Below are 14,675 nucleotides of genomic sequence, written 5' to 3' on the forward strand. Positions count from 1 at the left end.
CGAAGTGAGCGCGGGCGGATTGCCTGCGCCGCAATGCTGACGCAAACTGCCGGGACATTAAGACTTTGTTAACGCCACCGGTGGCGGACGGTGGCCCGGCGGGATTCCCTCAGATGGCATCAGCTCTGCGCGACGGCGTCAGCGGGCTCGACGTGACCATGCGGCTGACCCTGGCCGTGCTGGCGCTTGCGTCCGGCGTCTACACCTATCTCGGCGTGCGCGACCTGCTCGACGGCGCGCCGGTGCTCACCTTCCTCGCCGCCCTCATCTATTCGGCGGCGGTGTCGGTGGCGATCTTCGCCTTCTGGTCCTTCCTGATGCGCTTCCTGCCGCATGTGAAGGACGTCGGCAGCCGTATCTATCTCACCATCGCCATGGCGCTCGGCGCGCTGATGATCGTCGCCATGTCGTCCTGGCTGAACGCGGCGGCGCTTGCCGGCTCGGCGGCCATCGAGCAGCATCTCGCCGTCACCCTGCAGGCCTATACCCGCGACCTCGACGCAGCCCACAACCGCGCCCTCGGCGCGCAGAGCCTCCTGCCCGACATCCAGCTCGCCTCGACCCGTTTTGCCCGCCTTGCCGAGGCCGAACGCGGCGGCGCGCTGACCGGCACCGGCGGTTCGGGCACCGTCGTCCAGCTCCTGAGCCAGATGTCGACCCAGCTCGACGATCTCGGCAACGAGGTCAAGCAAAGCGCCGACCGCGCCAAGTCGCTCTACGAGGAAGGCGGCGGCTATCTGGCCCAGATGCGCGAGCTCGTCTCCGGCCAGGGGCCGATCAAGGCGCGCAGCGATGCCTTCGCGGCCGAGGCGCTGAAGCTCGTCGGCACCATCGCGGCGCTGGAGCAGACCTCCATGGCCCCCGCCGTCAAGCGCGCGGCGGACGATCTTGCCTCAGGCTTCATCGCCCCCGCCGCAGACGGACGCACGGCGGACCTTGCCGGCCGCCAGACCGAAGTGGTCGGCAGCGTGGAAAAGGCCGTCTCCGTGCAGGCCGGCGCGCTCGCCAAGGCCGCCGACGCCATTGCCTCCGAGCCCGCCGTCGAGCCTGCCCGCTTCCAGCCGCTCTCCACCGCCGAGGCGGTGCTGCGCTATGCCGGCGACTTCCTGCCGAGCTGGGCGGGCGCCATCTCCATCGACCTCCTGCCAGCCGTCCTCGTGCTGATCCTCTGCGTCGTCGAGGCGGCGATCCGGCGCGAGGGCCGGCAGGAGATCGCCGAGACCATGAGCGCCGCCGATCTCATCGCGGCGATGCGCCTGCTCCGCGAGGTCGACGGCGAACGGGCGCTGGCCCAGGCAGAGCGACTGGTCGAGCCGGAGGCGGACACCTTGGATGCCCCCACCGCAGCCGCCGATGCCAGCGTGACGCAATTGCCGCCAAGGGGGCTGAAGCGGGAATGAGCGCCGACGCACCTCAGGCCAATGGGCGTTTCGCCACCTGGCGCCGGGCGTTCTTCAGGAACCCCGACGAGGCCATCCTGCGCGTCGTCTTCGTCGCCCTTCTGATGGTGGCCTCGGTTGCCATCGGCACCGACTTCGGCGAACGCCTCGCCGCGCAGCAGGCCGAACGGGCCAGGGCGCCGGCGGAACAGCTGGCCACCCCCAACCTGCCGTCCGCACGGCCGGGCGTCATCGATCCGGCCCATTCGAAGCCTGCGGGCGACGGGCCCGATCTGTCGCAGCCGATGACCCTTGAACTGCTGGCGAACGGCCGGCTGGAGGCGACCGGCACCATCGTTGCCGGCACGGCGGAGCGCCTGACGGACGAACTCGACAAGCGCGGCAGCTACGTGACGACGGTGGTGCTGAATTCGCCGGGCGGTTCGGTGTCCGACGCGATCGCCATGGCGCGCACGATCCGGGCGCATGGCCTGACCACGCAGGTGGAAAAGGACGGCCGCTGCGCCTCGTCGTGCCCGCTGGTCTTTTCCGGCGGCTCGGAGCGGATCGCCGCCGAAGGCGCCGCCATCGGCGTGCATCAGGTCTTCTCCGTCGCCAGCGCCGCCGAACTGATCGGCCAGTCCCTGCCCGAGGGTCTTGCGGAGGGCCAGCGCATCACCGCCGAATGCCAGCGCCTGCTGGTCGACATGGGCGTCGACCCGCGCGTCTGGATCCACGCTCTAGAAACGCCGCCACGGCAGATCTTCTACTTCACCGGCGATGAGCTGAAGGAATTCGCGCTGGCGACAACGGTCGAGTGATCGCTTCGAGGCCCTCCGGATCTCGCCCGCCGAGCCCGACCCGATGGCGGGCAGTGTGCCGGATCAGAAATTGAGGCTGAAGGACCTCACCGCCCTCGCCTTTGACCGCATGGCCAGAAAATCCGCCTGCATCGTGGCCGGACAGGCGACGTGGGCGGGAAAGTCGAAGACATAGCGCTGTTGCGGAAGGCTGCCGCCATAGGTCCGCTGCCAGACGATCGCCGACTTCGAGAAGCAGAGCAGATAAGGACCGATCCTGGAGGAAAGCGCCTGGATCGGCTCCATGACGCCGATGGTGTCGCCCTCCTCCAGATAGTGCGCCCGGTCGGTGATGAAGAACCGGATCGGCTGCGTCTCGAGAAAATCAGCGCCCCGGTCCGTCCGCATCGCCAGATAATAGGCCATCGGACCGACGAGACCCTCGGTCTGGAAAAAGCGGTACCCGTTGCCAAGGAAGAAGCCGAAGGACCCGGACCGGTCGCCCATGGCGAAATAGGTGTCCGCCGGCAGGCCCTGCCTCTTGAACTCTTCCGCCAGCTGGACATTGACGGAGCCGTAGGTCTCTTCGGCCGACGCACCGCTGCGCGGTCCGATCGCGATCTGCGCGGTCTTCACCAGCACGCCCGCCGGCTTCACGCCGACAAGGGCGACGGCGGCAAGCAGCGGCACCAGCAATCGCGGCTGGAACAGGGACCCGCGCGCCTGACAGGCCGCCTCGACGACATGCATCAGCTCAAGCAGCACGTAATAGGCCAGCAGCATCGAGGGCCAGAAATACCAGCCCCAGAGCGGCCAGCCGGACATCACGCCATAGTAGAGGCCGACGATCACGTGCACGAGGACCATTGAAGCGATCTCGCGCCGGTATCGCAGCTTCGGCCAGAGGCCGTTCGCGGCGGCAACAAGGGCAAGCGCGGCAACGATCAGGACCACGTAGGTCAGCTTCGGCAGGAAGGTCACCACGATCCTGAGATTCTCGCCCGGAACGTTGCCCACGCTCTTCATCAGCCCGGAAACCGGCACAGGCGTCTGAAAGAAAAAGAGATTCAGGGCGGCATAGGCGGCAACCACCGGCACGAGAATAAGGTAGTGCCGGACCGCGACGCGCCGGTCCGCGACCGTGTTCACGAAATCGGCCGCGGCAACGAGAGCCAGCGCGTCGAGGCGGGTCAGAAAGAGCAGCGACGCGAACACGCCCTTCAGCCGCCAGTCCCTGGACGAGAAATAGCCGAGCGCGAACAGCGGCAGCATGCAGGTCTCAAGGCCCCGCAGCGCGACTTCGTCAAAGGCCGAGTTGACCGTGACGACGACCGCCGGCGCCAGAAAGCCGTAGCGGATCCTGGACATCACGCAGAAGAGGACCACGAACAGCATCGTCAGGCAGAGGACCTGGAGCACCAGCGATATGTCGGAGATGCCGAACACGGACGCCGAGGCCCAAAGCACCACCTGCCACAGCGGCTGATAGCCATTGGTGACGAAGGGCGGGAGGAACCAGCTTCGCCCGTCGGCCACCAGGCTGCGCGCGATGCCGAGATAATAGTAGCCGTCGTCGTAGACGAGATTGACCCACCAGTCTGGCGGGTAGGACAGGACGGAATAGACCCCCGCGACGAAGACAAGAACGGGGACAAAAATGAGAGATAAATCGATTTGCTTTAACAAATTAAGGCTTGAATTTCTTGACATGAGCAAATCTCCGAGAGCCATGTCCGAGAAAAATCAAAAAATCCGAAGTAAATCTTTCAAATTTTTGCACCAATGTCCAGTGGCGGGCGCCACAACCCACAGATGATCGGCGCGGCCGGACGGCGCCGATGAGGCTGACGGCCCGGCATTTGGCCGAGGCATCGCTTGCGCGATCCGCCGCGTCGTCACCCCCGCCTCCCCCTTGCGATGACAATGGCAATCACCATGGAACCGGGACGCCGGTCTCTTCGATCCGCCCTGCAACGGGAATCCGGCCTTCGCGGCTGACCGTCATGGAATGACGAGGTCCGTATTAACGTGTAGGCACGACGATGAGTTGCAAAAAGACTGTGTATTCAATGGCATGACTGCAGGATGAAGCCAAGATTTTGAAGCTGTTTACTGATTTTCTTATGCAAAAATAAATGGCCGCCTCCGATAACGAAGACTGCGGGAAGATCCATCAAAGTCTGGACCCGCGCCCGTCTCGTCTTGGAACAGCGTGCAATGAAAGTAACCCCCTGGAGCAAAACTGCCGGATCGGTGACCCCCGTGATCAGAAAGGTCCTGCTGACCGCCTTCGGCGTCATCCTGCTGACCCTGATCACCGGTCACGTCGTTTTCTCCATGCGGGACGCGGCCAACAGGATCGATGACAACCGCGCCATCGCCGCCGCCGGAGCCGCTCTGAACGCCTTCCTGGACCGGCTGTCCGGAACGGTGACCGACAATGCCGTCTGGGATGACGCCTACACAGCGGAGCACGGAGACGATGCCGCCAGTTGGGCCTATGACAACTGGGGTGCCACCAGCGAGGACTATGCGCTCTATGACGGCGTGATCGTGGTGGCGATGGGTGGCGATGCGATCTCGGCCTATCTGAAGGGCAAGGAATTCTCGCCCACAGACTATTTTGGACCGGCCTTCCTCACCCAGGTGCAGCAGTCGCTGGATCATCCCGACGAGACGGTGTCTCGCTACTACAGGACGGACGGCGGCCCGACTCTTGCGGTCGCCCAGGTCATCCAGCCCTACAAGGACGGCAACGACTTCAAGGCCGACAAGACCCTCGTTCTCTTCAAGTTTCTTGACAACGATGCCATTGCCCGGATGGCCCAGGACTACGAGCTGGAAGACCTTGGAGTCTCGTCTGAGAAGGTATCGGGCAAGCTCAATCTTCCGCTGTCCGCCTCGCAGGACAAGGATGGATTCTATCTCGTCTGGTCGAGCCTGGAGCCCGGCACGAAGGTCTTCAAACTGGTCGCGCCCGCTCTCATGTTTGCGGTCCTCCTGCTGGTGCTGTTCCTGTTCGCCATCGGCGCCACGGGCGCTGCCGAAGCAAAGGGGCTTCGCAAGGCGGCCGAAGCGGCCCGCCACGACGCGACGCACGACAGTCTGAGCGGCCTTTTGAACCGCAGCGGCCTCATCAATCAGCTGGAGCAGCCGGCGGGCAATGAGGACGGCAAGGCCGTTCGCGTGCTTCATCTGCTCGATCTCGACGGCTTCAAGTCCGTCAACGACACCTGGGGCCATGCCGTCGGGGACGAACTCATCGGCAAGGTTGCGGAAAAGATCCGGTCTGCCCATCCGGAAATCGCTCATGCCGCCCGGCTTGGCGGCGACGAATTCGCGCTCATCCAGGAAGGCGGCACGGCACCGGAAAAGATCGGCCTCATCGTGCTCGACATCCTGTCCCGGCCGTTCAGCGTCGAGGGAAAGACCGTCGAGATCGGCGCAAGCGTCGGATTTGCCATCGAGGAAGAGGGCATGAAGCCGCTCGAATTGCTGCGGCGGGCGGACATGGCGCTCTACCGCGCCAAGGATCTCGGCCGCGGCCGCGCGCTCGGATATACGCACGAATACGACGCGGATCGCGAACAGGCCACGCGGCTTGAACAGCAGCTGCGCCTCGCCCTGGCGAGAGGCGAGATCCGGGCTGCCTTCCAGCCGCTCGTGTCAGCCTCCAGCGGCAGGATCCAGGGCGTGGAAGCCCTCGCCCGCTGGTCCGGACCCGACGGCAACGTCTCGCCCGAGATCTTCATTCCGGCCGCCGAGCGGGCCGGGCTCATCGCACCGCTTGGCGAATACATGCTGCGCAAGTCGATCCAGGTCGTGCGCGACTGGAACAGTCTCGACCTGTCGGTCAATGTGTCGCCGCTTCAGTTGTGCGACCCGGGCTTTGCCTCGGTCGTGCGCACGATCCTGGAGGAAGAGGCGTTCGAGCCGACGCGGCTCACGCTGGAAGTGACCGAAGGCGTTCTCATTTCCAACCCGGAACAGGCCCGCCGGTCGATCACGGCCCTGAAGAAGATCGGCGTTCGCTTCGCGCTCGACGATTTCGGCTGCGGCTACGCCAGCATCGGGACGCTGAGGGAGTTCGGCTTCGATCGCATGAAGATCGACCGTTCGCTGGTCTGGGGCATCGAGGACAAGCAAGGCGGCGATGAACTGCTACGGGCAACCATTTCGCTCGCGGCGGCGCTGCGGATTCCCGTGACCGCCGAAGGCACGGAGACCTCGAGCCAGCTGGCCTTCCTGCAGCAAGCCGGCTGCGACCAGATTCAGGGCTATGTGGTCGGCAGGCCGATGTCGGCGAAGGAACTGACGGCGCGTCTGTTGTCGATGGAAGAAGCGGCCTGAAAGACCAACAGCGACAGTCAATTCAAATCCGTCTCCGGGCATGAAGACCTCGGAGGCGCGCTTTGGCTCGTCTCAAGGTCGAGTCACCCGAGAGCACGCAAACATTGCTTCCACAAACAATTGTGCAAGCGCCAAGAAATACGTATTTTCATCGAATACAATTCAATGAAAACTCAGTCATATGACCATATTTATTAATGTAAAATTATGATTCTCGGCAGAAACATTAGAAGACAAAGAAGAACAACCTGTATTCTGGAGCGCGCGGACGTGAGCCTCTTCAACAATATCCGGATATCGACGAAAATTTTCTCCGGATTCGGGATAATTCTTTCCCTCGTATTCCTGATTGGATCGGTCTCATATCTCAAAATCTCGGATGCGTCCGAAGACTTCAGGCAATACAGACAACTTGCCGTGCAGAGTAACAATGCCGGTCGCGTCCAGGCAAACCTTCTGGAAGCCCGCCTGGCCGTGAAGAATTTTATCCTCACTCAAGATCAGAGACACATCGGAGCGGCCTTCGAGCGAATTGACAACGCGATCAGCATCAACGCCGATCTGACCAAGCTGATCACACATACGGAATCGAAGGATCGGGCGGCCGGCATCTCCGAGGACCTGAAGAACTACAGGGCCGGGATCGAACAGCTGTCGCAGGCAACCGAGGGACACGAAGCCCTGATCGCCGACACGCTCGATCGCATCGGCCCGGATGCTTCCAGGCTGAACGAGGAGCTGAAGCTGGACTTCAAGCAGGAGCAGGACGCGGTCGGCCCGAAGCTGATGGCCGACCTCGAGCTGGCTGTCGAGGTGGCCGTGATCGTGTCGGTCGTCAGCCTCGTCATCGGAGCTTTCGCGGCCTGGACCATCGGTGCCGGGACCTCGCGGCCCATCGTCGCCATAACCGGCGCCATGACCCGCTTGGCCAGCGGAGAGCTCGACCTTACCGTTCCCGGCAAGGGCCGCAAGGACGAGATCGGCAAAATGTCCGAAGCGGTCGAGATCTTTCGCCAGAATGCCCTCGCGGTGAAAGAGCTGGAGCAGCAGCAGGCGGCGACCAGCGAACGGATCGAACGGGAAAAAAAGGCGACGATGGAGAGAATCGCCGACGACTTCGAACGCGACGTCATCGGCGTGGTGCAGGCCGTCACCGACACAGCGGGCCGGCTGCAGTCGGATGCCTCCATCGTCAGTTCGGCCACGGAAGAGACGACCCGCCAGTCTGGCGCTGTCGCGGCGGCCTCCGAACAGGCTTCGGCCAATGTGCGCACGGTTGCGGCCGCGGCCGAGGAACTCTCCGCGTCCATCGTCGAGATCGGCCAGCGCGTGGTCCACGCCGCGCAAATCTCCGATGCCGCGGCAGATCAGGCCGACAAGACAAGCATGGCGGCGCAGGAACTTGTCTCGACATCCCAACGCATCGGCGAGGTTGTCCAACTGATCGCGGATATCGCGGCGCAGACGAACCTGCTGGCGCTCAACGCGACCATCGAGGCGGCACGGGCCGGCGAACTCGGCAAGGGTTTTGCCGTCGTCGCCTCCGAGGTCAAGAATCTCGCTTCGCAGACCGCCCGGGCCACCGAGGAAATCTCCAGCCAGGTCGCCGCTGTGCAGAACGGCACGACCGAAGTTGCAGACGCCATCAACTCGATCAGCGAGACGGTTCGCAACATCAACGAGGTCTCCACGTCGATCGCCTTGGCAGTGGAGCAGCAGCGCGCCGCGACGGACGAGATCGCACGCAATGTCGACGAAGCCGCGCGCGGCACTCAGGAAGTCTCGTCGAACATCTCCGGCGTCAACCAGGCCGCCAACGATACCAGCAAGGTCGCGACCAGCATCCTCGGCGCTGCGAATGGCCTGACGCACCAGTCGGCGGAACTGAACAGCAAGGTCTCCGGTTTCATCTCGATGATCCGGTCCAGCTGAATCGGGACCGGCGGTTGACCTTCCGCATGATTTGAGCAGACAGGCAGGCCGGGCGCGTCAGCACCCGGTCTTTTCTCATCCCGGCTTGACGGTCGATCGCCCCGGGGGCGAATGTCTGCGGACCGATCGCGGTGACCGGCGTAGCGGCCACGGGCATCCCGTCAGAAACGATCCTCGCCTGACACTCCTGGCGTTCATCGGACCTCTGGAAACGTGGTCCCAATAGTGGAATGTGAACATTGACGACACTCTATGTCGATGCCGACGCCTGCCCCGTGAAGGACGAGGCGGAGCGCGTGGCGACAAGGCTGGGCATCCCGATGGTGCTGGTCTGCAACGGCGGACTGCGCCCGTCGCAAAATCCGCTCGTCTCGCTCAGGATCGTCGCCGAGGGCCCGGACGTCGCCGACAAGTGGATCGCCGAGCATTGCGGTCCCGGCGACGTGGTGGTGACGGCGGATATTCCGCTCGCCGACCGCTGCCTGAAGGCCGGATCGCACGTCGTGCAGCACAACGGCGAGATTCTGAACGTCGCCAACATCGGGAACCGATTGGCAACGCGCGACCTGATGCAGGACATCCGCGCGGCGAACCCGTTCCAGCAGGGCGGCGGACCGTCCTTTTCGAAGGCCGACCGGTCCCGTTTCCTGCAATCGCTCGACAGGCTGATGAGGCTCGCGTTGCGTGAACGTCCCGCGCAGCAGGGAGGCCGTCAGGAGCCCTGATTGCCGCCGAAAGCTGGGGAATGGACGGCAAAAGCAGGGACACTCCAAACAAAAAGGCCGGGCGCATTGGCACCCGGCCTTTTTCTCATCTCGCTCCGGCGGTCAGTCCCACCGGAGGCCACTCACTCCGCGGCGGCGGCGGACGCCTTCGGCGTCACCTCGGCGGTGTAGTCGTCCATCAGCGTCTTGGTGATCTCGCCAGGCACGAAGGTGTAGGGGCCGATCTCGGAGACCGGGGTCACTTCCGCCGCCGTGCCCGTCAGGAAGCACTCGGTGAACGTCGAAAGCTCTTCCGGCATGATGTGCCGTTCCAGAACCTCGAAGCCGCGCCGCTTGGCAAGCTCGATCACCGTCTGGCGAGTAATGCCGTTGAGGAAGCAGTCGGCGATCGGCGTGTGGATGACGCCGTCCTTGACGAAGAAGATGTTCGCGCCGGTCGCCTCGGCCACATAGCCGCGATAGTCGAGCATCATCGCGTCCGCATAGCCCTTGGCCTCGGCGGCGTGCTTGGAGATCGTGCAGATCATGTAGAGGCCGGCGGCCTTGGATTTCGACGGCGCGGTCTTCTCGTCGGGACGGCGGTATTCGGCCATGTCGAGCCGGATGCCCTTGAGGCGCTCTTCCGGCTTGAAGTAGGACGGCCACTCCCAGGCGGCGATGGCGAGGTGGATGGTGTTGTTCTGGGCCGAAACGCCCATCATCTCCGAGCCGCGCCAGGCGACGGGGCGCAGATAGGCGTCCGTCAGCTTCATGCGCTGCAGGATCTCCTTGCATGCCGCGTTGATCTCGTCGGCCGTATAGGGGATCTTGAAGCCGAGGATGCGCGCCGACTCGATCAGCCGGTCGGTGTGCTCCTTGAGCTTGAAAATCTCGCCGCCATAGGCGCGCACGCCCTCGAACACGGAGCTGCCGTAATGCAGGCCATGGGTCAGCACGTGCACCTTGGCGTCCTTCCAGTCGACGAATTCACCGTCATACCAGATCACGCCTTCACGGCTGTCGAAGGGAACGCTTGCCATCTTGAGGACTCCCTGTGGGTTCCATTTTTAGGGATCATAACAAATTTTGGCGCCGGGGGCAGAGAGCGCAGAGCCACGTTGCGCGGGCGGTCCGGGACGTCGGATGCTTTGCGTCGGGCCCAAGGAGCCGATATTGTCGCCATCGAGGCCAAGGTCTTGCAGGATCTGGCTCGCAACGGCCATCTCGGGGCGGTGCAACGAAGGCAGGACGCAACGGGAAGGGGCCGTCTGGCTCGCGACAGGATCGAAACGGTGCGGCAAAACACGATCGGACCATCGTCAAAGCCCGGCTTCAATAGCAATGGGACGCAAATAAGTCAATATGGCTGACATAAATCTGTTGGCGACAAACGCCCCACAGGACGACGGGTCGCCCCCCCCGGCCGCGAGCGAATCACGCCCGGCCCCGGACCATGTCGAACTCATCGAGCTGATCTTCTTTTCCTATCGCGACTTCGTCGGCGATGCGGACGTCATCCTGGCGAAATACGGCTTCGGCCGCGCCCATCACCGGGTTCTGCATTTCGTCGAGCGCAATCCGGGCATGACCGTCGCCGAGCTGCTCGACATCCTGCGCATCACCAAGCAGAGCCTCGGGCGGGTGCTGAAGCAGCTTATCGACGAGGATTTCATCGAGCAGCGCCCGGGCGCCGTCGACCGCCGCCAGCGGCTGCTTCACGCAACAGTGAAGGGCAGCCGCCTCGCCCGTGAGCTCAACGCCGTGCAGTCGCGCCGGGTCGAGGCGGCGCTTTCGGGGTTCTCGTCCGGCGAGCGCGAGACGGTCAGCCGTTTCCTGACCGCCATGATCGGCCCGGACGGCGGGGACGTGCCTGCCGAACGCGAGGCAAAGGACCAATGACCATGACGGACGTCATGCCCTCCGGCGCACCGGCCGACGACGCGCAGCATATCCTCGTCGTCGACGACGACAGCCGCATCCGCTCCCTGCTGCAGCGCTTTCTCGCCGCGCAGGGCTACCGCGTCACGACCGCCGGCAACGCCGCTGAGGCGCGCCGCAAACTGGAACTGATCGCCTTCGATCTCATCGTGCTCGACGTGATGATGCCGGGCGAGGACGGCCTGTCGCTGGCCGCAAGCCTCAACCGCACCCACGACGTCGCGATCCTGCTGCTCACTGCCCGCGCCGAGGGCGAGGACCGCGTCCGCGGCCTTGAGACCGGCGTCGACGACTACATGACCAAGCCCTTCGAGCCGCGCGAACTGGTGCTGAGGATCCAGAATATCCTGAAGCGGCGCTCGCCGACTGCACGGCCGGACGTGCGCGGCGACACCACCGCGACCCGGCGGGTCACCTTCGGCCGCTTCGCTTTCGACGTCGCGCGCGAGGACCTGCTGGAGAACGGCGAGCCGGTCCGCCTCACCGAGCGCGAACGGCAGCTGCTGACGCTCTTTGCCAAGGCGCCGGACGGGATCGTCGCCCGCGAGCTTCTCGTCGGCAACGACGCCTCCGTCGGCGAGCGCACGGTGGACGTCCAGATCAACCGCCTGCGCCGCAAGATCGAGGACGATCCGTCCAATCCGACCTATCTGCAAACCGTGCGCGGCGTCGGCTATCGCCTGCGGTTCGACTGAACGGCACCCGGCGCGATGGCGAGAAACGCAAGACCTGTCAGGCACGATCCGGACCACGATCCCGACCTGATCAACCGCATCCTCGACCGGACCGCCGACGGCTTCCGCGTCATCCGCCGTTTCCTGGCGCGCACGCTGCCCGCACCCGCCGTGCGCGGCTGGATCAGCCTGACGCGCTCGATCAACCGCGTGATGCCGAAGGGGCTCTTCGGCCGCTCGATGCTGATCATCGTGCTGCCCGTGCTGATCCTCATCGGCGTGCTCGCACAGGTCTTCATCGACCGGCATTACCAGCTCGTCACGCGCCGCCTGTCGGAGCAGGTCAGCCGCGACATCGCCCTCATCGTCGACCTTGTCCAGAATGCGGAGGACGCAAGCGAACTCGCCGCGATCGAACGCCTTGCGACCGTGAGGCTCGGCATGACGGTCACCTTCCTGCCGGGCGAGGCGCTCGGTGCACCGATCCGCTCGCCCTTCCCCTTCTTCTCGCTGCTGCACGAGACCCTGTCGTCGAGCCTTGCACGGCAGGTGAGTCAGCCCGTCCGGATCGACAGCGCCACCTACGACCCGCTGGTCGAGGTGCGGGTGAAACTTGACGGCGGCGTGCTGCGCATCCTCCTGCCGCGCAACAACGCCTATGCGGCCAACTCGCATATCTTCCTTGTGTGGATGGTCTCGTCCGCGCTTGTGCTGGTGATCATCGCGATCATCTTCCTGCGCAACCAGATCCGTCCGATCCAGCGCCTCGCGGTCGCCGCCGAACGGCTCGGGCGCGGCGAGCCGGCGCGCGATTTCTCGCCTTCCGGCGCCCGCGAGGTGCGCCAGGCCGGACACGCCTTCATCGAGATGCGTCGGCGCATCGAGCGCCAGATCGAGCAGCGCACGACCATGCTCGCCGGCGTTTCCCACGACCTTCGCACCGTGCTCACCCGCTTCCGCCTGGAACTCGCCATGTTGCCGGAAAGCGAGGAAACCAAGGCGATGCGCGGCGACGTCGACATCATGGCGGCGATGCTGGAGGCCTATCTCGCCTTCGCCCGGGGCGTCGCCGACGAAAAGACGGTGTCCTCCAATGTGCGCGCACTCATCGGCGACATCGAGGCCTACATGCAGCGGGCCGGCCGGACCCTGACCGTCGACGGGGCGGACGATCTGGAGGTGCGACTGCGCCCCCTCGCCTTCCGCCGCATGATCGGCAATCTCGTCTCCAATGCCGCGCGCTTCGGCGACAACGTCTGCGTCAGCTTCCAGCGCCAGGGCGACTGGCTGACGGTCAACATCGATGATGACGGTCCGGGCATCCCCGAGGGCGAACGCGAGAATGTCCTCAAACCGTTCCATCGCCTCGACGACGCCCGCAACCAGGACATCGGCGGCACCGGCCTCGGTCTCACCATCGCCCGCGACATCGCCGTTTCTCACGGCGGCGACCTGCGGCTGCAGGAAAGCCCGATGGGCGGGCTGAGGGCGCAGGTGCGCCTGCCGGTGTGAGGGGCAGCGCGGTTTCGGAAGCGATTGGCTTCGGGCTGCGGAGGCGGCGCTCCCATCCGAGGAGTACCGCCTCCTCATCGTCATCCCCGCGAAAGCGGGGACCCAATCATTCTTCCATCGTCGCTGAAACAGTTCGGAATCGTGGCGCCGCAACACTCAACTGCAAGAACTCGGTTCGTCGAGCGGCCAGTGGGTCCCCGCTTTCGCGGGGATGACGATGGAGAGGGCGAACTGCAGAGCGGGAAAAACGCGTCCGCTCAGTAAAGCCGTCCGCCGATCGGCACGTCCCTGGTCGGGCCGATGAGCATCACCTTGCCGTTTTCGTCCGGAACGCCGAGGACGAGCACCTCGGACATGAACTTGCCGATCTGCTTGACCGGGAAGTTGACGACGCCGAGCACCTGGGTGCCGACGAGGGCTTCCGGCGCATGGTTCTCGGTGATCTGCGCCGAGGTCTTGCGGATGCCGATCTCCGGCCCGAAATCGACCTTGAGCTTCAAGGCCGGCTTGCGGGCTCCCTCGTTGACCTCCGCCTCCACGACGACGCCGACGCGGATATCGACTTTCAGGAAATCGTCGAAGGTGATCGTGGGCGCCGGGGCGGACGTCTCGGACATGCGGGCCTCCTCATCGCGGGGAGTACACAACCGCCCGCCATCTCATGAATCGCGAAAGCCGATTGCTATCAAATCCCTTCGCCGGCCGCCATCGCCGGATCGGGCTCCTCGGCCTTGCGCCTGCGGGTCTTCTTCATCCGGCAGGCGCAATCGGTGAGGAAGGACGCCGCCCGGTCGGCGCAGCCGAGCCAGCGCTCGCCGCGCCTCAACCCCTTGTCGACCTCGACCATGGTGGCCGAAAGGCCCGGGTCCTCGTCCTTGAGCCAGCTGTCCACCGCCTTCACCCAGACAGCCCCGAGCCCCTGCGCCCGGACAAGCCCCTTGAGGCCCGGCTGGTCGACATCGGCGGCCACCATCATCCAGCGCATGGAGGTGACGAGAAGCCCGTTGAGGGTGAGCGCAAGGGCCGGATCGCGGCGCACGCTCTTGCGCAGGGACGCGACCGCCTCCCTGTAAGGCGTCATCGCGTCGAGCCGGCGCATGAGACAGTCGAAGAGCCGTTCCCGGCCGCTTTCCTCGCTCAGTTCCTTGTCGATCCCTTCCAGCACCGCCTTGTCGATGCGGCGCATGAAGTCGGCAACAATCGCGATGCGACCGTCATAGGCCTCGCGCAGCTGCGCCGGAGTAACGCCGGCCTTCTCGGCGACATGGGTGAGGTGCACGCCTTCGAAGCCGACGTCAGCAAGCTCCGCCATGAAGGCATCGATGATTTTCTGCCGTTGCCGTTCCGTCGCCATGACCGCCTCCATCGTTTCCGTCTCTCAATGAG

12 protein-coding genes are annotated in these 14,675 nt (G+C 64.6%); 8 read left to right on the plus strand and 4 right to left on the minus strand.

What is annotated here, in order from left to right; translation table 11 throughout:
* Nucleotides 1-113: 113 nt before the first annotated feature.
* A complete protein-coding gene (locus HDIA_RS17620) occupies nucleotides 114-1,400 on the plus strand; it encodes a hypothetical protein (protein WP_099557356.1) in 1,287 nt (428 codons plus the stop codon).
* Nucleotides 1,397-2,200, plus strand: coding sequence for a COG3904 family protein (locus HDIA_RS17625; RefSeq protein WP_157775718.1), 804 nt, complete (start codon nucleotides 1,397-1,399; stop codon nucleotides 2,198-2,200). Before HDIA_RS17620 ends, HDIA_RS17625 begins: the two co-directional genes overlap by 4 nt.
* 63 nt (nucleotides 2,201-2,263) lie before the next feature.
* On the opposite strand, the gene HDIA_RS17630 is transcribed toward HDIA_RS17625, so the two are convergent.
* The gene (locus HDIA_RS17630; protein ID WP_099557357.1) at nucleotides 2,264-3,865 is read right to left on the minus strand and encodes a hypothetical protein; all 1,602 of its coding nucleotides are present in this window, start codon (nucleotides 3,863-3,865) and stop codon (nucleotides 2,264-2,266) included.
* 576 nt (nucleotides 3,866-4,441) lie between these two features.
* Here HDIA_RS17630 and HDIA_RS17635 point away from each other — a divergent pair.
* The 3 genes from HDIA_RS17635 (at nucleotide 4,442) to HDIA_RS17645 (ending at nucleotide 9,186) form a co-directional block, all read left to right on the plus strand.
* Nucleotides 4,442-6,529 carry a bifunctional diguanylate cyclase/phosphodiesterase gene (locus HDIA_RS17635; RefSeq protein ID WP_245883938.1) on the plus strand — a complete coding sequence of 696 codons (2,088 nt, stop codon included), beginning with the start codon at nucleotides 4,442-4,444 and terminating at the stop codon, nucleotides 6,527-6,529.
* Nucleotides 6,530-6,736: 207 nt separating this feature from the next.
* The gene (locus HDIA_RS17640) at nucleotides 6,737-8,461 is read left to right on the plus strand and encodes a methyl-accepting chemotaxis protein (protein WP_099557359.1); all 1,725 of its coding nucleotides are present in this window, start codon (nucleotides 6,737-6,739) and stop codon (nucleotides 8,459-8,461) included.
* Between the two features lie 239 nt (nucleotides 8,462-8,700).
* Entirely contained in the window at nucleotides 8,701-9,186 is a 486-nt protein-coding gene (locus HDIA_RS17645; RefSeq protein ID WP_099557360.1) for a YaiI/YqxD family protein, read from the plus strand.
* Nucleotides 9,187-9,308: 122 nt separating this feature from the next.
* Here HDIA_RS17645 and HDIA_RS17650 read toward each other — a convergent pair whose 3' ends face one another.
* The gene (locus tag HDIA_RS17650; protein ID WP_099557361.1) at nucleotides 9,309-10,205 is read right to left on the minus strand and encodes a branched-chain amino acid aminotransferase; all 897 of its coding nucleotides are present in this window, start codon (nucleotides 10,203-10,205) and stop codon (nucleotides 9,309-9,311) included.
* A 340-nt stretch (nucleotides 10,206-10,545) separates the two neighbouring features.
* Here HDIA_RS17650 and HDIA_RS17655 point away from each other — a divergent pair, with 340 nt between their 5' ends.
* From HDIA_RS17655 to HDIA_RS17665, 3 genes are read left to right on the plus strand one after another with little or no spacing between them, the layout of a single operon-like run.
* Nucleotides 10,546-11,064, plus strand: coding sequence for a MarR family winged helix-turn-helix transcriptional regulator (locus HDIA_RS17655; protein WP_342748056.1), 519 nt, complete (start codon nucleotides 10,546-10,548; stop codon nucleotides 11,062-11,064).
* On the plus strand, nucleotides 11,061-11,798 hold the full coding sequence (locus tag HDIA_RS17660; RefSeq protein WP_245883940.1) for a response regulator: 738 nt from the start codon (nucleotides 11,061-11,063) through the stop codon (nucleotides 11,796-11,798). Before HDIA_RS17655 ends, HDIA_RS17660 begins: the two co-directional genes overlap by 4 nt.
* A 15-nt stretch (nucleotides 11,799-11,813) precedes the next feature.
* Nucleotides 11,814-13,289, plus strand: coding sequence for an ATP-binding protein (locus HDIA_RS17665; RefSeq protein ID WP_099557363.1), 1,476 nt, complete (start codon nucleotides 11,814-11,816; stop codon nucleotides 13,287-13,289).
* Nucleotides 13,290-13,546: 257 nt separating this feature from the next.
* Here the strand turns inward: HDIA_RS17665 and HDIA_RS17670 are convergent, their stop codons facing one another.
* A complete protein-coding gene (locus HDIA_RS17670) occupies nucleotides 13,547-13,906 on the minus strand; it encodes a tRNA-binding protein (RefSeq protein WP_099557364.1) in 360 nt (119 codons plus the stop codon).
* 68 nt (nucleotides 13,907-13,974) lie between these two features.
* Nucleotides 13,975-14,643: a TetR/AcrR family transcriptional regulator gene (locus HDIA_RS17675; protein ID WP_157775719.1), complete on the minus strand. Its 669-nt coding sequence runs from the start codon at nucleotides 14,641-14,643 to the stop codon at nucleotides 13,975-13,977.
* Between the last annotated feature and the right edge of the window lie 32 nt (nucleotides 14,644-14,675).

It is taken from the genome of Hartmannibacter diazotrophicus, from assembly GCF_900231165.1.
In the GTDB taxonomy this organism is placed as follows: domain Bacteria; phylum Pseudomonadota; class Alphaproteobacteria; order Rhizobiales; family Pleomorphomonadaceae; genus Hartmannibacter; species Hartmannibacter diazotrophicus.